The following is a 16,195-nucleotide window of genomic DNA, read 5'->3' on the forward strand; positions in this document are numbered from 1 at the left end:
GGTCAGCCCGCGGATCAATATAGGTCGCGAAAGCAACCAGTACTGGTCGGAACGGCGAGCAGTACTGGTCACTCCTAGTAAGCAGTACTGGTCACGAAAGCAACCAGTACTGGTCAGAACGGCGACCAATACTAGTCAAATTTTGGGAGCTGCGAGGTCTGTGCTGTGACGACCCTGGGAGGTGCTGTGATAGAGGTGCTTGGGAGGGGTAAAGAAGGTGGGGTAAGCGGGGCGAAAAATGGGGACGGGTGGCAGGTAAATCGCCTTCGCGGGCGGGCGCGCGAGCATCTAAAAGGCCTTTATCTACGGGCAAAAAGGAAAAGTGGGGGCTATTATGAAGAAATTTTAAGATCTTTGTACCGCAAATCCATAGGTTCTATTATACCCAAACAAGCAATAATGATTAAGAGTGCACTCCAGCAGGCTCGTAGTAAGTACAGCCCCAAGCTCCCTAAGGCACTGGAAGGTGGCGTGAAGACCGTCTTCGGTGCAGCTACGCAAAGCGTCAGCGATCAGGAAGCTATCGCCAAGCTTTTCCCTAACACATACGGTCTCCCCAAGCTCACCTTCGAAGCTTCGAGCGAGGCTACCTCTGGCACGCCCATCAATGGCGGTGTCATCCTCTCTGGCGGTCAGGCTCCTGGTGGGCACAACGTCATCGCAGGCCTCTTCGACGGTCTGAAGAAGATCCATCCCGACAGCCGTCTCTATGGCTTCCTCATGGGTCCTGACGGTCTCGTACAGCACAACTACATCGAGCTGACGGCCGACATCATCGACGAGTACCGCAATACCGGCGGCTTCGACATCATCGGCTCTGGCCGTACGAAGCTCGAGGAGACGGCTCAGTTCGACAAGGGTCTCGAGATCCTCAAGAAGCTCGACATCCGTGCACTGGTCATCATCGGTGGTGACGACTCCAATACCAACGCTGCAGTCCTCGCAGAATACTACAAGAGCATCGGCGCTCCCGTCCAGGTCATTGGCTGCCCCAAGACCATCGACGGTGACCTGAAGAACGAGCAGATCGAGACCTCCTTCGGCTTCGACACCGCTACGAAGGTCTACGCTGAAGTCATCGGTAACATCCAGCGCGACTGTAACTCTGCTCGCAAGTACTGGCACTTCATCAAGCTCATGGGCCGCTCTGCTTCGCACATCGCCCTCGAGTGCGCCCTGCAGGTACAGCCCAACGTCGCTATCATCAGCGAAGAAGTAGAGGCTAAGAACCAGACCCTCGACGACGTAGTCACCTACATCGCTGAGGTCGTAGCCGCTCGTGCTGCTAAGGGTGAGAACTTCGGTACGGTACTGATCCCCGAAGGTCTTATCGAATTCATCCCTGCCTTCAAGGCGCTCATCGCTGAGCTCAACGACTACCTCGCACACCACGAGGCAGAGTTCCGCGCTGTCCCTGCTGACGAGCAGCGTGCCTATGTCGCTGAGCACCTCAGCGCTGCTAACTCAGCTCTCTACGCCAGCCTGCCCGCTACGGTAGCTCGCCAGCTGACGCTCGACCGTGACCCCCACGGCAACGTCCAGGTGTCGCTCATCGAGACGGAAAAGCTCCTGGCTGAGATGGTCGCTACCAAGCTCGCTGCTTGGAAGGAAGAGGGCCGCTTCACGGGTAAGTTCTCTCCCCTCACGCACTTCTTCGGCTACGAAGGCCGCTGCGCTATGCCCTCGAACTTCGATGCTGACTACTGCTACGCCCTCGGTCGTACGGCAGCTTGCCTCATCGCCTCAGGTGTGACGGGCTACATGAGCTCTGTACAGAACCTCACGGCTCCCGCTACTGAGTGGATCGCTGGTGGTATCCCCACGACGATGATGATGAACATGGAGCGTCGTCATGGCGAAATGAAGCCTGTGATCCAGAAGGCTCTCGTAGACCTTCAGGGCAAGCCCTTCGCTTACTTCGTAGCTAACCGCGCTGAGTGGGCTAAGGATACGTGCTTCATCTACCCTGGGCCCATCCAGTTCTACGGCGAACCCGAGCTCTGCGACCAGCCCTCACGTACGCTCTCTCTCGAGCAGGCTAAGTAAGCCTGAGGCTCACACCTCTATACAAGGCGTGCCTGCACCTGACCCCATGAGGTCGGTGCGGGCACGCTCGCTTTATAGAGTGCTGTGGAGTAGTCTTTTGTTGCCGTAGATAATATCCGTACCTTTATGTACGTTCTAATTACGATATATCAACCTACAAACTAAGTAGGATACAGACCTCTCCACGAACATACACACAAAACGACAGCGAGGCCGCGATCATCTGATGATCGCGACCTCGCCTATTTATAGAGTTCCCTTTTGTGGTCGGGGACTATCGAAGCATCTGACGGTAGTGCTTATCGATCTCCTTGCGGGCTTCGTCCGTAGGCTCGAAGGCGGGGGCGGACATCGTCTCGAGGACGGAGGCATCGGTCTTCTCGTTGAGCTTCGGGATGAAGACGTTGACGTTCACCAGCAGGTCACCCTTGCCGTAGCCATTGACGGAGGGGAGGCCCTTGCCACGCAGACGGAGGACCTTGCCTGGCTGCGTGCCTGCGGCGATGTTCACACGTGCCTTCCCGCCGATCGTAGGTACCTCGACGGAGCCACCTTGGGCGGCCGTAGGTACCGAGATGAGGAGGTTGTAGATGAGGTCATTGCCGTTGCGGATGAGGTTAGGATCCTCTTCTTCCTGGATGACGACCTGCAGGTCACCGGGGATACCACCACGGGGAGCTGCGTTCCCCTTGCCTTGGACGGAGAACTGCATGCCTTCGGCCACCCCAGCAGGGATACGGAAGGATACGACCTCTTCGCCGATCTGCGTGCCCTTCCCCTTACAGAAGCTACAGGGCTTGGTGATGACCTCGCCCGTACCCTCACAAGTGGGGCAGACGGACTGCGTCTGCATCATGCCGAAGATACTGCGCTGAGCGGAGATGACGACGCCCGAGCCGTGACACGTGTCGCACTGCTTCTTGCCGTCCTTCTCCGTGGTACCGTCGCCGTGACAGTGGGAGCAGGCGACTTGCTTCTTCACCTTGAGCTTCTTCTCTACGCCCTTGTCGATCTCCTCGAGGGTGAGGCGGACGCGAGCGCGAAGGTCGGAGCCGCGCAGGACCTGACGGCCACCGCCGCCACCTCCGCCGAAGCCTCCGAAGTCAAAGCCACCGAAGCCACCACCTCCGAAGAGGTCGCCGAAGCGGCTGAAGATATCTTCCATCGACATGCCTCCACCGAAGCCACCGCCACCGCTGGCGGCGCTGCTACCGACGCCGGCATGACCGAACTGGTCGTAGCGCTGGCGCTTCTCTGGGTCGCTCAGTACGTCATAGGCCTCAGCAAGCTCCTTGAACTTCTCTTCGGCCTCCTTGTCCCCGGGATTCTTGTCGGGGTGATATTTGATGGCGAGCTTGCGGTAGGCCTTCTTCAGCTCTTCGGCCGAAGCGCCCTTAGCTACACCAAGGACTTCATAGTAATCTCTCTTTTCTGCCATAGATAGTTTCTCCTTTCCTTACTGACCTACGACCACAGAGGAGTGGCGTAGTACCTTGTCGTGGAGCTTGTAGCCCTTCTTGACGCAGTCGATGATCTTGCCCTTGAGGCTCTCCTCGGGAGCGGGGAAGGTAGCGATGGCTTCGTGGAGCTCTTCGTCGAAGCTCTCGCCCTCGGTGGGGATAGCTGTGACGCCCTGACGGCTGAGGTAGTCCACGAACTTTGAGTAGATCAGGTGCACGCCTTCCTTGAGGGCATCGAGGTCGGTGGCCTTGTCGAGGTTCTGCAGGGCGATCTCGAGGTCATCGACGACGGGTAAGAGGTCGGTGAGGGCCTTCTCGCCGCCGCTACGGATGAGCTCGCTCTTCTCCTTGAGGGTGCGCTTGCGGTAGTTGTCGTACTCGGCGACCAGACGTAGGTGCGTGTCCTTGAGCTTGTTGAGCTCAGCCTGAAGCTTGGCTTCGGGCGAGAGTTCCTCGGCTGGGCTCTCGGTCAATTCTTCCTCTTGAGGCTGAGCCTGCTCGTTTGTCTGACAATCTGTCTGCTCTTCTGCGGCTGTCTGCTCGTCGCGCTCCAGCTCTTGATCTTTGATTTCTTCGCTCATATTATTTATTGTTATTTGCTATGTATTAGTGGCTTACACCACATAGAGGGGCGGTGTAGGCGCTATCATTATCCTCCCTACCGTGCTATGCCGTGCGGGAGCTATTTACCTTCGTGCAAATATGATACCAATCTCTTGGCAGGCGGGGGGGGGGGCCATTCTATGCGGGCTAAGGAAGCCCCTGTCCTTCGTCCGCTCAGCCCCCTCCCTTCCCCAAGCACTAACCGAAGGAAAATAAAGAGCTCGCCCGTGGACTCCACTCAAGGAATCCACGGGCGAGTATTCGTCTATCTCCGCTTCGGGAGCAGGAGCAATTAGGAAGAGGTTGTACTATGCACGCTTCTTCCTCCCTAGCTCTTGAAGAATAGGATTATTTCTTAGGCTCGCTATCCCAATTATCAATGATCAAATCGATGAAAGCACGAAGCTCCTGTACTTGTACCTCATTGATAAACTCATGCAACGAAGCAGAATGGTTTTTCCCAACCCAAATAACATCCGTACCAATCTTCTTGGCATGTTCTTTTAAAGCATCCTGTGAGCCCCCTTTAGTTCTTGTCGCAGAGACGAGAATATCTGCCTTCTCCTCCTTGAAGGTTTTTACGTTCGCCTTGACAACACCTAGTGTATCTCCGCCAGGAGCTATGACTATCTTCTTTCCTCTATAGTCATCAATAGTAACTGGTTTTTCTCCGTTTGCCTTCTCTCCGAAAAGCCTTATCAAGCGCTTGAGTGTCGTAGTCTTGCCTGTGTTCGGAAGCCCATAAAGGCCAATGATCTTCTTCATATTGAATTGTATTTATTAGTGAGTAGTGAATTAGTCGGGGAGGACGAGGCGCTCAAAGCCGGGGGACATCACCGTGCGGAAGCCCGTCTTCTCGTCGCCGAGGATGAGCATGTATTCGACCCCAGGGAAGTTCTGTATCAGTGCGGGGACGTCGGCTGCCGTGCGGGTCATGCAGGCGGTCGCCAGCCCATCAGCGAGCATACAGGTGGGGGCGATGATCGTCGCACTCAGCACATCCGTCTGGATGGGATAGCCCGTGTGTGGGTCGATGGTGTGGGCGATCTTCTTGCCATTCATGACCTTGAAGTTGCGGTAGTTGCCCGAGGTCGCCAGCCCGCCAGCGGTACGGGGGAGCTGTACGCGCACCTGGAAGTCATTGATGACGCCCGCAGGGTCTGCGATGGGCTTGTCGACGCCGATGACCCAGCTCTCACCTCGAGAGTTGGTGCCCTCGAAGGCGATCTCTCCGCCGAGCTCGACGAGGTAGCTTGTCACACCACGGCGCTTGAGCATACGTGCCACGAGGTCGGAGCAGTAGCCCTTGGAGATGGAGGAGAAGTCCATCTTCATACGGGGATCCTCCTTGATCATACGCATGCCGTCGAGGTGGACCTTGTCGAAGCCCACGAAGGCGCGGACGCTGTCGATGGCTTCGGGGGTGACGCTGTCGGTCTTCTTCTTCTCGAATCCGAAGCCCCAGAGGTTGATGAGTGGGGCGCAGGTCACGTCATAGCTCCCCCCCGTGTGGCGCGAGATGACGACGGACTGCAGGAAGACCTCGCGCAGCATCGAGTCCATGAGCTGCGACTCATTGCGGTTGATCGCTGAGATGAGGCTCGTGGAGTCGAAGGGATTGAGCGAGTGGCTGAAGGCATGGAAGGTCGAGTCGACGGCCTCCGAATAGTCCTTCTGGGCATTGTACTGGATGGAGAAGGTCGTCGTGAAGACCTCCCCCGTGAGCTTGGTGTAGTCGCCTTCGCTACCGCTCCCAGACTTCTGGCACGAGCCGAAGCCGAGGAGAAGGGCAGCAGCCAGCACTACGTGGCGTAGGTGGTGCATAGCGTGTGTGTATGTGGAGTTAGATTTCTTCGTCGATCTTGTAGTCGTTGCGGTCCTGCGACTGACGTGTCAGCAGCTCTGCGACAAAGCCCGAGAGGAAGAGCTGCGTCCCGATGACCATCGCCGTGAGTGCGATGAAGAAGTAGGGGCGGTCCGTGACGAGCGGTGCAGGCGTACCCGTCCAGATGTGGAAGAGCTTACTGCACAGGACGACGGCCAGCGCGAGGAAGCCGATGATGAACATCAGGCTCCCGCCGAGCCCGAAGAAGTGCATGGGCTTGCGGCCGAAGGTCGAGGTGAACCACAGCGTGATGAGGTCGAGGTAGCCATTGACAAAGCGGTTGAGGCCGAACTTACTCGTGCCGTACTTACGCGCCTGATGCTGTACGACCTTCTCACCGATGCGTGAGAAGCCCGCCACCTTCGCCATGTAGGGGATGTAGCGGTGCATGTCGTTGTAGATCTCGATACTCTTGACGACCTCGGAGCGATAGGCCTTGAGCCCGCAGTTGAAGTCGTGCAGGTTGTCGATGCCCGAGAGTTTGCGCGCCGTAGCGTTGAAGAGCTTGGAGGGGAGGTTCTTGCTGAGGACGGGGTCGTAGCGCTTCTGCTTCCAGCCGCTGACCAGATCGTAGCCCTCCTCCTTGACCATGCGGTAGAGGCCAGGGATCTCGTCGGGGCTGTCCTGCAGGTCAGCGTCCATCGTGATGACCACGTCGCCACGGGTGCGGGCGAAGCCGCACTGCAGACCGGGGGACTTCCCATAGTTGCGGCGGAACTTCACGCCACGCACATGGGGGTTCTTCTCGCGAAGCTCCTGGATGATGCGCCAGGAGTCGTCCGTGCTACCATCGTTGATGAAGATGATCTCGTAGGAGAAGCCATGCTCCTCCATCACGCGTCGGATCCATGCCTCGAGCTCGGGCAGGGATTCGGCTTCGTTATATAGGGGTATTACGACAGAGATGTCCATGTATCTATCTTATTTGCGACGTAGGATGAGCCCCGTGATGAGGCCCCAGATCCCACCCAGGATGATCGTCAGGCAATAGTCCGTCCAGAGCCACTGCCAGAGGGTGATACCCTGCATCTGCAGGATCATCTCACGCATCTGAGCGGTCGCCCCTGGCGTCGTGCGTAGGGCTTCTTCCCAAGCCGCCAGGAGCGTAGGCATCGCATAGCGGAAGTAGAAGTACTGGGGGATGAAGGCCAAGATACCGCCGAAGACGTGTAGGAGGACGACGTAGCTGAAGCCTTGACCAGCCTTGAAGGGCCCCGTAGGGTAGAAGTAATCTCGATAAGCTCGGGCACCACGATAGGCCACGATGGGCACGATGATGACCCCGAAGAAGTAGAGAATCTGTAGGAGGGGGGCCTGTAAGCTCAGTATACGGGCGGTGTACATCACGACGAGGATGAGCCCGAAGGTCAGGCCGGCACGTGCCGCTGATGGGATGAGGGGGGAGGGATGAGGTGTTGTCGACATCAGTTATCTATTCTTGGGCGCAAAGGTACGACTATTCTCGTGGTTATCCAGACTTTAGCTTATCCCGCGCACTCCTGTGAGGTGGGGTGAGGAGGGGCGGGAGGTACGACTTCCTCGCTCGGTGAGTTACGCCTGCTCGTACCTCGCTGGTGGCGTGAGGTCGGTCGGGGTAAAGGTGCTCTGATTAGCTCGCTATATTTCAGTGACTTACTTGGGGTGTAGGGCAAACTTATATAGCTCTTCTATTTCGACCTATATAGGTCAGCGGGTGAACCACTATTGGTCCGTGTGCGAACCTATATTGGTCGTGACGTGGACCTATATAGGTCGACTCAGCGACCAATATAGGTCGTCACAGCTCCCTGCATAGCTTACCTCCACTCTCGCATCGGAGGAGCGAGGCGCAGGGCTGTCTTGGTGAATGGCGTATATTTGTATAGATACACACTGAATACATGAATCAATCAGCATGAAGCGACTATTCACCCTCGCTCTTAGCCTTGTTGCCGTCCTCGGCGTGCAGGCCCAAGAGCTTCTCGTCGGCACGTACAACGTCCGCTACCAGAATGAATCCGATGCCAAGCAGGGCAATGGCTGGAGCCAGCGCTGCCCCGTCATCTGCGAAATCCTCTCCTACGAAAGCCCCGATATCTTCGGCACACAGGAGGCGAAGGTCGGGCAGATCCACGACCTTCTGAAAGGGCTCCCCGAATATGACTACATCGGTGTCGCCCGTGATGATGGGCGTGTGGAAGGCGAGTACTCCGCCATCTTCTACCACAAGGGCCGCTTGAAGAAGATCCGCTCGGGGAACTTCTGGCTCAGCGAGACACCCGACCGCCCCGCGCTCGGCTGGGATGCTGCCTGCATCCGTATCTGTACGTGGGGCGAATTTGAAGACCTTCGTACCCATCAGCGTCTGTACTTCTTTAACCTCCACCTCGACCACGTCGGGCGTCGGGCGCGTATGGAGTCCGCTCGCCTCGTCATGAGCCGTATCCGCAGTCTCGTGCCAGCGGGTGCCTCTCACATCCTCACGGGTGACTTCAATGTCGACCAGACCGATGAGGTCTATGGCCTACTGACCTCGACAGCCCTCCTTCGCGATTCGTATGCTATCGCCGAGCGAAAGTTGGCGCCCAACGGGACGTTCAATGCCTTCGACACCGAGCTGAAGACGCCGAGCCGTATCGACCATATCTTCGTCTCACCTGACTACCGTGTCTTGCGCTATGCCGTGCGCACCGATAGCTACTGGACGGAGCGTGAGGACGCCACCGAAGAGGGGAGCAGCCAAGCCCCCGCCGAGGTGCGCCTGAAGAAGCATGTGCGTCGCGCTCCCTCCGACCACTATCCCGTCTTTGCTCGCCTGAGCTATGACAAGGATGCCGAGTGCGGCACTGCCCATATCTCCCGCAAGCGCACTGCGCCTCAGAAGCGATAGGGGGTAAGAGCCCCGTGATATAAAGAAGACGCCCCGCCTTCCACAGTGGAAGACGGGGCGTCCGTTGTTTTGCACCTACCTCACGGATAGGCTATGCGAAGCGTCTCTTAGGAGAGCTTTTCCTTGAGGGCAGCCAGTGCATCGAGGTCACCGAGGGTAGCCTTCTCCGTAGCAGCGTTGGTAGCAGCGACGGCAGCGGCAGCATCCTGGTGGCGAGCCTGACGCTCAGCGCGCTCTGCACGCTCGCTTGCACGAGCTTCAGCCTTAGCTTCGTCTTCGAAGGTGCGGCTGTGAGAGACGATGATGCGGCGAGAATCCTTGTTGAATTCGATGACCTTGAAGGGGAGCGTTTCGCCCTTGACAGCCTGCGTTCCATCGGCCTTGACCAGGTGCTTAGGCGTAGCGAATGCTTCGATACCTTCGGGGAGCGAGATGACAGCGCCCTTCTCTACGAATTCGCGGATCGTACCTTCGTGGATCGTACCTACGCGGTAGTCAGCTTCGAAGGCGTTCCAGGGGTTCTCTTCAAGCTGCTTGTGGCCGAGAGAGAGACGACGGTTTTCCTTGTCGATTTCGAGGACGACGATCTCCAGAGGAGCACCGACTTCCGTGAACTCGTTGGGGTGCTTGATCTTCTTCGTCCAAGAGAGGTCGGAGATGTGTACAAGACCATCGATACCTTCTTCGATCTCTACGAAGACACCGAAGTTGGTGAAGTTGCGGACCTTAGCCGTGTGGCGAGAGCCGATGGGGAAGCGCTTGTCAATGTTTTCCCATGGATCTTCCTTGAGCTGCTTGAGACCGAGGCTCATCTTACGCTCTTCGCGGTCAAGCGAGAGGATGACAGCTTCGACTTCGTCGCCGACCTTCAGGAGTTCCTGAGCCGAGCGGACGTGCTGCGTCCAAGACATTTCAGAGATGTGGACGAGACCTTCTACGCCAGGAGCAACTTCGATGAATGCACCGTAGTCAGCGAGGACAACGACCTTACCCTTGATCTTGTCGCCCACCTTGAGGTTAGCGTCGAGGCTATCCCAGGGATGTGGCTGGAGCTGCTTGATACCAAGAGCGATGCGCTTCTTAGCTTCGTCGAACTCGAGGATAACGACGTTGAGCTTCTGGTCGAGGCTAACAACTTCGCTGGGGTGAGATACACGGCCCCAAGAGAGGTCGGTGATGTGGACGAGACCATCGATACCACCGAGGTCGATGAAGGCACCGTAAGAGGTGATGTTCTTGACGACCCCTTCGAGGACCTGACCCTTCTCGAGCTTGCTGATGATCTCAGCCTTCTGAGCTTCGAGTTCAGCTTCGATGAGGATCTTATGCGATACGACGACGTTCTTGAAGTCCTGGTTGATCTTGACGATCTTGAACTCCATGGTCTTGTCGACATAAGCATCGTAGTCGCGGATAGGACGGACGTCGATCTGTGAGCCGGGGAGGAAGGCCTCGATACCGAAGATATCGACGATCATACCACCCTTCGTGCGGCACTTGACGTAGCCGCGTACCACTTCGTCCTTCTCGAGGGCTTCGTTGATACGATCCCATGAGCGAGCGACACGTGCCTGACGGTGTGAGAGGACGAGCTGTCCCTTCTTGTCTTCCTGTGATTCGATGAAGACCTCGACCTTGTCGCCTACCTGGAGCTCAGGGTTGTAGCGGAACTCAGCTGAGTTGATCGCACCTTCGCTCTTGAAGCCGATGTTGACGAGTACTTCGCGCTTACCAATCTTGGTAACCGTACCGATGACGATCTCCTGATCCTTAACGTTGTTCAGGGTGCCATCATAAGCGGCTTCCTGCTCCTGACGAGAAGCAGAGCACGCTACCTCTCCCTTCTCAAACTCATCCCAGTTGAAGTCCGCGATGGGCTTGATCTCTTTCAAATTTTCCATTTGTTAAACTTACTATGAATTACACACGAGTGCTTCTGCTGGTGCATAGCACATGACTTGTGACCCAGCAAAGTGGACATCAAGCGATGCACTACCCCCGCAAAAGTCAGCGCAAATGTACGAAAAAGTCACGTACTTATCCCCCACTGTCACTGTCTTTTTTCATACACTCTGCGACTGCCCCTCCGAGAGCCAGCTGTATAGACGCACGCAGCCCCGCTCCCGAAGGCTCGGAAGCGGGGCTGTGCATACCCTATTTAGTAGGGAATAAAGAGGTTAGTTAGCTTCCTCGAGACGTACTGGGGCGAGGAAGTCACGCGATACGATGATCGCGGTGAAGGGGCGTATCTCAGCGGTCTTCATGTCTTCGCCACGCTGCACCTTGTAGGTGAGGACGAGGTTGCCCTCAGCGTCCTTCTTCAAGCGTACGGGGAGGACCTCCGTGGAGATCGTCGTAGCGGGGAGGACGATGGGGATGACGAACTCACGCTGCCAGTCGACCTCGGTGGGCTTGTCCGCCATGGTCGTAGCCATGCCAAGGTGGCGATTCAGCTCCTCTTCGCTTGTGAGCGTCGCGGGGAGCGAGTCTTCGGCAGCGAAGTAGTTCTCCGCGAGGCGATAGGGGAGGCTGTCGGGATTGGCGACGACGCTGGTGGAGGGCTGAGTGGTGCTATCCTGTGCGGACTGCTCGCTCTGTCCACCACCGCAAGCTGTCAGGGCGGAGAGGCTTAGTGCTAAGCCAAGGAGGATCTTATTTGCTTTCATAATGATCGTGCTACTCTATATAAGCGAAACGATCAAAGGTAGCGCTTTCATATCAAGCCCTCCCTCAGCCGCCTACAGCTTGATGCCGATGCCGATGTCTCCGTAGGGCGCAAAGTACTCGCTGCCTTGGCTCCCGAGGAAGGGGCTGCTATAGCGTCCGCCGACCTCGATCTTAGCGTAGATGACATCGCCGAGGACGGACACAAGGCCGAGGCCTGCCTTTGCTCCGTAGCGATAGCGCCACGGTCCGCGGTAGAGGCGGTTGAAGACGACGCCTGCGGTGCGCGTCTGCACGTCACCACCTGCCACGACATAGAGCCCGCTATTGATTTCCTCTTGGCTCTTCTCACGCCCTGTGTACCAGCGAAGCTCAATGCCCGCCGTGGGGAGAAGCATCGGGAAGGTGTACTCGAGGGGAGCACTATTCTCCTTGTCGAGGAAGCCGACGGGGTTGGTGTGGAGCTCGTAGCCGACGTGTGCGCTCGCCACCAGTCCCAGTGGTAGGGCTTGGTGGTAGGCTAAGCGGCTATGTAGGCCGAGCTCGACGACGGTGGCGGAGTGTACGCGGTCTTCATTCTGCGCAGTGGCGCGCTGGCTGACCCCGAGGCAAGCGAGGAGGATAAGAGAGAGTAATGTCTTTTTCATGGCTGCAAATATAGGCGAAATAGACTTAGTACAGCGGGACGGGTAGGCCTTCCGCAAGGGTCCCATATATAGATATATGGGTACGTGGGTAAAGCTATATAGCTTTGTGGAGTGACCGATACTTAGGTTGTTGCTCCGCGTAGGGATAAAAGTTGCGGACGAGTGGCAGATAAGTTTGGACTACGTACGTGGCTCTAATATCTACGTACGTGGTCTTTAGGATTTGCGTACGTAGTCTTTAAGACCACGTGCGTAGATAGAGAAAAAACACTATGTGAAGGCGCTTTTTTCTTCACGAGAAGAACACTTTTTCCTCCGCTGGATAAGAGGAATACGCGCGATAAAGCGAAGGGCTTGCGTAGCACTTCGGAGAGGCATATTGGGGAGCTTTTTACCCCTCTGAGCGGTCGCTGTATAAAGCAGACGAGCCACCAAGTACCCTGAGCGGGTGACTTGGCGGCTCGTCGTTTGGGGGACGAAGGGATTACTGGCGTGCAGCGAGCTCCTTGTCGAGGAAGAGGATAGCGGCATCCTTAGCCATGCGGACGCGTTCGATGAGGTTCGTAGCGTTAGCTTCTTCTTCGACCTGCTCGCGGATGTACTTCCAGAAGAAGTCCTGCGAAGGCATATCCTTCTCTTCAGAAGCGATGCGCACGATGTTTTCAATCTTCTCGGAGACGAGGCATTCGTGGTGGTAAGCCTTTTCTGCGATCTCCAGGGGAGAGTTGAACTCCGTCTCTACTGCAGCGACAGCCTTGATCTCGACCTTGCCACCGCGCGTGATGACGTAGTGCATCATGTCTTCGGCGTGAGCCAGCTCCTCCTTGTACTGCATATAGTACCAGTGAGCGAAGCCATCGAGGCCCTGCTGAGCGAAGTAAGCGGACATAGAGAGGTAGGTGTTCGCGGAGAACATCTCGAAGTTGATCTGCTCATTGATAGCAGACTGCATTCTTTCTGAGAATTTCATTGTCTTGTTTATGTAGAAGTGATAATCGTAAATAGCGGGTCTTGCGTCTTGTCTTCAGTGGGGAAGCCCCGTCGGGTATACGTGCCCACGGGATCCCTGCTTATATAACTACAAGATACAGGGCATAATTGTTCGCTCCGCGTCCTTCGTGATGTCGATTAGTCCTCGAGATGGGTGAAGTCGAGGCGTGTGACGGAGCCGAAGCCAGGGAGGGTAGCGAAGGCATCGACGAGGCGCACCTCACCGGTGATCGCACGGGCGCAGTTGATGACGCCCCCGTGGCAGAAGACGAGGATCTGCTTATAGCCCTCACGACGCTTCTCGAGGAGGAAGTCACGTACACGAGCATACTGCATCATCAGCGACTCACCGCCAGGAGGTACGCCCTCGATGTAGCGGGCGAAGAACTGATCCACAGGCTCGTCCTTGATGATCTCGGCCCAAGGCTGACCCTCCCAATGGCCGAAGTTCATCTCCTTCAGTCGGTCATCAAGGGTGGCGAAGCCGTAGCCGCAGAATTCGGCGAGCTTGCGGGCGCGCTGTAGGGGCGAGGAGAAGACGCCGTCGAAGCTAAGACCCTCGAGTGCGGCGCGTGTGACGCTGGCCTCCTCCTCGAAGGTGTGGCGTACGTCGATGTCCATATCGCCGTAGCACGTCTCATTGCCGTCGAGGACGACAGACGTGTGGCGTACAATATATACGTGCATAAAGATGTGGGGATAAGAGCGTGAAGAGATGAAGCCCGCATGCCGTGCGGACTACTCTTCGTCGAAGGAGCGGCGCTTGCCACCACGGCCACGCTGCTCAGAGCGCGCGGGGCGGGCATTGCGTGCACTGCCGCGGCGGCCACTATTGTGGTGGCGGAGGAGGCGTTCGTCGAAGACTTCTTCTTCGTCGCCCCAGCCTTCGGTGCGAGCCTTATGGGCGCGCTTGTTCTCGGGGTTGTTCTTGCTCGTCTTGCGCAGAGCAGCGCTCTTCGGAGCGGAGAGGATACGCTGGCTCTCGGCACGCTCGCTGCGGCGGTCGCGGGTACGAGGGCGCTCGCTATCCTTCTTGAGCTTGGTCTGGAGCTTCTCCTCGGCGGCATGCTCTTGGATAAGCTCCTTGACAGGGAGGTCCACTTCGTCGAAGAAGACGACATCGGTCTCCGAGACAAGGTCGGAGAGCTGGGCGCGACGCCCATTGATCTTGACGCGACCGAGGCGGATATACTCCTCGACATCACGTCGAGAGCCCAGGCCAGCGTCGCTGATCAGCTTATTGATACGTAGTTTCATTCGTGGAGAAAGGGCGGGAAAAGGGTGGCGCTATGAAGCTGCGCCTTCGCTGAGAGTGAGGACTGCCTCGAGGATGCGCTCGGGGCGAAGTGCCCTTGAGCAAGCGAAGTCAGGTCCCGTGTGGCAGTGCTTATTGTCCCCAAAGATACTACATGGACGGCGAGGAGCATCCTCGGGCTGTAGACAATCCTCCAGGCGCTGGCCTATACCGAGGAATCCAGCTGCGGGATGTGTGCAGCACCAGACGGAGAAGACACGCGTGCCGACCATGGATGCCAGGTGCATATTCGCGCTGTCCATCGAGACCATAGCGTCCATCGAAGCGATGAGGATGAGCTCGTCCGAGAGGTCAAGCTTCCCAGCGACGGAGTGGATGTGCGTGCGGTCGGCTGCCCACTGCTCTATCTGAGCTTGCTCCTTGCCACGGCTTCCGAAGAGGAAGATCTCGAAGCGCTCGCTCTCCTCGATGAGGCGGAGCGCCTCCTGCATCAGCTCGGGGGCGTAGGTCTTCGCCCGTGTCGAGGCGAAGGGGGCTATGCCGAGACGCAGGCGTCCTGGCACAGACTGAGTCAGCTCGGGGTGGAGCCGCTCGAAGGTCGCACGGAGGCTGGGGTGGATAGCCACTGGAGGGATGGCCTCGGGGACACTCAGCCCCGCCGAGCGGAAGACCTGCTGATAGAGGCTCCACATCGGCGGCAGCGGCGTGAGATCCTTCGTCGCACTGTCGGCGACGAGGCGGCGTCGCCCCTCACGGGGCTTGATGAGGTGCTGCGTGGGTACGCCCGTCAGTCGGAGGATCGAGCGGAGTACCTTGGTGCGCAGTACGTCGTGCAGGTCCAGTACCGCATCGAAGTGCTCATGCCTGAGGCGCCGAGCATAGCGCAGCAGTCCGAGGAAGCTGCGCTCCTCGCCACGACGTATGTCGATAGCCATCCCCTCGACATTGTCGGGGGCATCGAGGAGGAGCTCCGTGAAGAACGGCTGGGTGAGCAGGATGAACTCATGCTGCTCGTTGGCACGTGCTACGGCGTAGAGCAGGGGGATGAGCATCGCCACGTCGCCCATAGCGGAGAGGCGGATGATGAGGTAGCGGGCCACAGATAGCGGATAGGAGTGGTGGGACTACAAGGTCTGACCCTTGAGCATGGGGTTGAGCTCGGGGTCGTTGTACATCTTCATCTGCTTGTAGACCTTCATGTACTTACGACCAGCGGCGATGTCCTCGAGGAGCTCGTTGATAGCTGTCGTGAGGTCGACCTCTTGCTCGCGTAGGGTGCGGAGCTTGGAGGCGCACTTCTCACGGAGTGCTTCATCGGAGCCAGCCTGCTGGACGGCCTTGTTCATATTGTAGATCTTCAGCGCGAGGATGGAGAGACGGTCGATAGCCCAAGCGGGGCTCTCGGTGTTGATCTTGGCATCGGGGAGGGGCTTCACATCTGCGAAGTGGGTGTAGAAGAAGCTGTCGATGAGCTCCACGAGGTCGGTGCGCTCTTGGTTGCTGCGGTCGATACGGCGCTTGATCTTCAGCGCTTCGACGGGGTCGATCTCGGGGTCGCGGATGATGTCCTCGAGGCACCACTGGGCGTTGTCGATCCAGTTCTTGCGGAAGAGGTCATGCTCGATCGTGTGCTCGGGGTAGGGGTTGCCTGTGCAGGGTGTGTCCACGCTGCCTCGTAGCTCGTAGGCTTGGATAGCTTCCTGGAAGATGCGGATGGCTAATTGGCTGAACTGCTTCATATCTTATCTGAGCGCCTTATTAGTGTCAGGTGTAGCG

Annotated in this window: 16 protein-coding genes; 2 read left to right on the forward strand and 14 right to left on the reverse strand. The window is 57.4% G+C overall.

All coding sequences use genetic code 11. The features are described from left to right. Positions 1-399 precede the first annotated feature (399 nt). On the forward strand, positions 400-2,046 hold the full coding sequence (locus HMPREF1323_RS06645; protein WP_009433397.1) for a diphosphate--fructose-6-phosphate 1-phosphotransferase: 1,647 nt from the start codon (positions 400-402) through the stop codon (positions 2,044-2,046). Positions 2,047-2,320: 274 nt separating this feature from the next. On the opposite strand, the gene dnaJ is transcribed toward HMPREF1323_RS06645, so the two are convergent. From dnaJ to HMPREF1323_RS06675, 6 genes are all read right to left on the reverse strand, one after another. Next, positions 2,321-3,484 (reverse strand): molecular chaperone DnaJ, encoded by a 1,164-nt coding sequence (gene dnaJ, locus HMPREF1323_RS06650; protein ID WP_009433399.1) that lies wholly within the window; start codon positions 3,482-3,484, stop codon positions 2,321-2,323. Positions 3,485-3,502: 18 nt separating this feature from the next. Then, positions 3,503-4,087, reverse strand: coding sequence for a nucleotide exchange factor GrpE (locus tag HMPREF1323_RS06655; protein WP_009433403.1), 585 nt, complete (start codon positions 4,085-4,087; stop codon positions 3,503-3,505). Between the two features lie 370 nt (positions 4,088-4,457). Continuing rightward, positions 4,458-4,874: a hypothetical protein gene (locus HMPREF1323_RS06660; protein ID WP_009433389.1), complete on the reverse strand. Its 417-nt coding sequence runs from the start codon at positions 4,872-4,874 to the stop codon at positions 4,458-4,460. Positions 4,875-4,904: 30 nt separating this feature from the next. Next, positions 4,905-5,933 carry an FAD:protein FMN transferase gene (locus tag HMPREF1323_RS06665; protein WP_009433400.1) on the reverse strand — a complete coding sequence of 343 codons (1,029 nt, stop codon included), beginning with the start codon at positions 5,931-5,933 and terminating at the stop codon, positions 4,905-4,907. A 19-nt stretch (positions 5,934-5,952) separates the two neighbouring features. Next, positions 5,953-6,906, reverse strand: coding sequence for a glycosyltransferase family 2 protein (locus tag HMPREF1323_RS06670; protein WP_009433415.1), 954 nt, complete (start codon positions 6,904-6,906; stop codon positions 5,953-5,955). Between the two features lie 9 nt (positions 6,907-6,915). Continuing rightward, on the reverse strand, positions 6,916-7,419 hold the full coding sequence (locus tag HMPREF1323_RS06675) for a DUF4199 domain-containing protein (RefSeq protein WP_009433420.1): 504 nt from the start codon (positions 7,417-7,419) through the stop codon (positions 6,916-6,918). A 469-nt stretch (positions 7,420-7,888) separates the two neighbouring features. On the opposite strand from HMPREF1323_RS06675, the gene HMPREF1323_RS06680 reads away from it, so the two are divergent. Further along, positions 7,889-8,863 carry an endonuclease/exonuclease/phosphatase family protein gene (locus tag HMPREF1323_RS06680; protein ID WP_009433370.1) on the forward strand — a complete coding sequence of 325 codons (975 nt, stop codon included), beginning with the start codon at positions 7,889-7,891 and terminating at the stop codon, positions 8,861-8,863. A 107-nt stretch (positions 8,864-8,970) separates the two neighbouring features. Here the strand turns inward: HMPREF1323_RS06680 and rpsA are convergent, their stop codons facing one another. The 8 genes from rpsA to HMPREF1323_RS06720 all read right to left on the reverse strand — a co-directional run bounded on the left by rpsA (position 8,971) and on the right by HMPREF1323_RS06720 (position 16,158). Then, a complete protein-coding gene (gene rpsA, locus HMPREF1323_RS06685) occupies positions 8,971-10,764 on the reverse strand; it encodes a 30S ribosomal protein S1 (RefSeq protein ID WP_009433388.1) in 1,794 nt (597 codons plus the stop codon). A gap of 276 nt (positions 10,765-11,040) precedes the next feature. After that, entirely contained in the window at positions 11,041-11,529 is a 489-nt protein-coding gene (locus HMPREF1323_RS06690) for a hypothetical protein (protein WP_009433413.1), read from the reverse strand. A 72-nt stretch (positions 11,530-11,601) separates the two neighbouring features. After that, positions 11,602-12,174, reverse strand: coding sequence for a hypothetical protein (locus tag HMPREF1323_RS06695; protein WP_009433382.1), 573 nt, complete (start codon positions 12,172-12,174; stop codon positions 11,602-11,604). Between the two features lie 484 nt (positions 12,175-12,658). Then, entirely contained in the window at positions 12,659-13,144 is a 486-nt protein-coding gene (locus HMPREF1323_RS06700; protein ID WP_044124176.1) for a ferritin, read from the reverse strand. A 158-nt stretch (positions 13,145-13,302) separates the two neighbouring features. Beyond that, on the reverse strand, positions 13,303-13,851 hold the full coding sequence (locus HMPREF1323_RS06705; RefSeq protein WP_009433381.1) for a histidine phosphatase family protein: 549 nt from the start codon (positions 13,849-13,851) through the stop codon (positions 13,303-13,305). 51 nt (positions 13,852-13,902) lie between these two features. Then, on the reverse strand, positions 13,903-14,421 hold the full coding sequence (locus tag HMPREF1323_RS06710) for a S4 domain-containing protein (protein WP_009433394.1): 519 nt from the start codon (positions 14,419-14,421) through the stop codon (positions 13,903-13,905). A 30-nt stretch (positions 14,422-14,451) separates the two neighbouring features. Further along, positions 14,452-15,519, reverse strand: a complete 1,068-nt coding sequence (locus tag HMPREF1323_RS06715; RefSeq protein ID WP_009433390.1) for a glycosyltransferase family 9 protein — start codon at positions 15,517-15,519, stop codon at positions 14,452-14,454. A 24-nt stretch (positions 15,520-15,543) separates the two neighbouring features. After that, positions 15,544-16,158: a DUF4254 domain-containing protein gene (locus HMPREF1323_RS06720; RefSeq protein WP_009433385.1), complete on the reverse strand. Its 615-nt coding sequence runs from the start codon at positions 16,156-16,158 to the stop codon at positions 15,544-15,546. Positions 16,159-16,195: the final 37 nt, after the last annotated feature.

This window comes from Porphyromonas sp. oral taxon 279 str. F0450 (assembly GCF_000292995.1).
In the GTDB taxonomy this organism is placed as follows: domain Bacteria; phylum Bacteroidota; class Bacteroidia; order Bacteroidales; family Porphyromonadaceae; genus Porphyromonas; species Porphyromonas pasteri.

Excerpts from the sequence above, each read along its gene's own strand:
- HMPREF1323_RS06645 (WP_009433397.1), top strand. The coding sequence starts at position 400 with ATGATTAAGAGTGCACTCCAGCAGGCTCGTAGTAAGTACAGCCCCAAG.
- dnaJ (WP_009433399.1), bottom strand. The coding sequence starts at position 3,484 with ATGGCAGAAAAGAGAGATTACTATGAAGTCCTTGGTGTAGCTAAGGGC.
- HMPREF1323_RS06655 (WP_009433403.1), bottom strand. The coding sequence starts at position 4,087 with ATGAGCGAAGAAATCAAAGATCAAGAGCTGGAGCGCGACGAGCAGACA.
- HMPREF1323_RS06660 (WP_009433389.1), bottom strand. The coding sequence starts at position 4,874 with ATGAAGAAGATCATTGGCCTTTATGGGCTTCCGAACACAGGCAAGACT.
- HMPREF1323_RS06665 (WP_009433400.1), bottom strand. The coding sequence starts at position 5,933 with ATGCACCACCTACGCCACGTAGTGCTGGCTGCTGCCCTTCTCCTCGGC.
- HMPREF1323_RS06670 (WP_009433415.1), bottom strand. The coding sequence starts at position 6,906 with ATGGACATCTCTGTCGTAATACCCCTATATAACGAAGCCGAATCCCTG.
- HMPREF1323_RS06675 (WP_009433420.1), bottom strand. The coding sequence starts at position 7,419 with ATGTCGACAACACCTCATCCCTCCCCCCTCATCCCATCAGCGGCACGT.
- HMPREF1323_RS06680 (WP_009433370.1), top strand. The coding sequence starts at position 7,889 with ATGAAGCGACTATTCACCCTCGCTCTTAGCCTTGTTGCCGTCCTCGGC.
- rpsA (WP_009433388.1), bottom strand. The coding sequence starts at position 10,764 with ATGGAAAATTTGAAAGAGATCAAGCCCATCGCGGACTTCAACTGGGAT.
- HMPREF1323_RS06690 (WP_009433413.1), bottom strand. The coding sequence starts at position 11,529 with ATGAAAGCAAATAAGATCCTCCTTGGCTTAGCACTAAGCCTCTCCGCC.
- HMPREF1323_RS06695 (WP_009433382.1), bottom strand. The coding sequence starts at position 12,174 with ATGAAAAAGACATTACTCTCTCTTATCCTCCTCGCTTGCCTCGGGGTC.
- HMPREF1323_RS06700 (WP_044124176.1), bottom strand. The coding sequence starts at position 13,144 with ATGAAATTCTCAGAAAGAATGCAGTCTGCTATCAATGAGCAGATCAAC.
- HMPREF1323_RS06705 (WP_009433381.1), bottom strand. The coding sequence starts at position 13,851 with ATGCACGTATATATTGTACGCCACACGTCTGTCGTCCTCGACGGCAAT.
- HMPREF1323_RS06710 (WP_009433394.1), bottom strand. The coding sequence starts at position 14,421 with ATGAAACTACGTATCAATAAGCTGATCAGCGACGCTGGCCTGGGCTCT.
- HMPREF1323_RS06720 (WP_009433385.1), bottom strand. The coding sequence starts at position 16,158 with ATGAAGCAGTTCAGCCAATTAGCCATCCGCATCTTCCAGGAAGCTATC.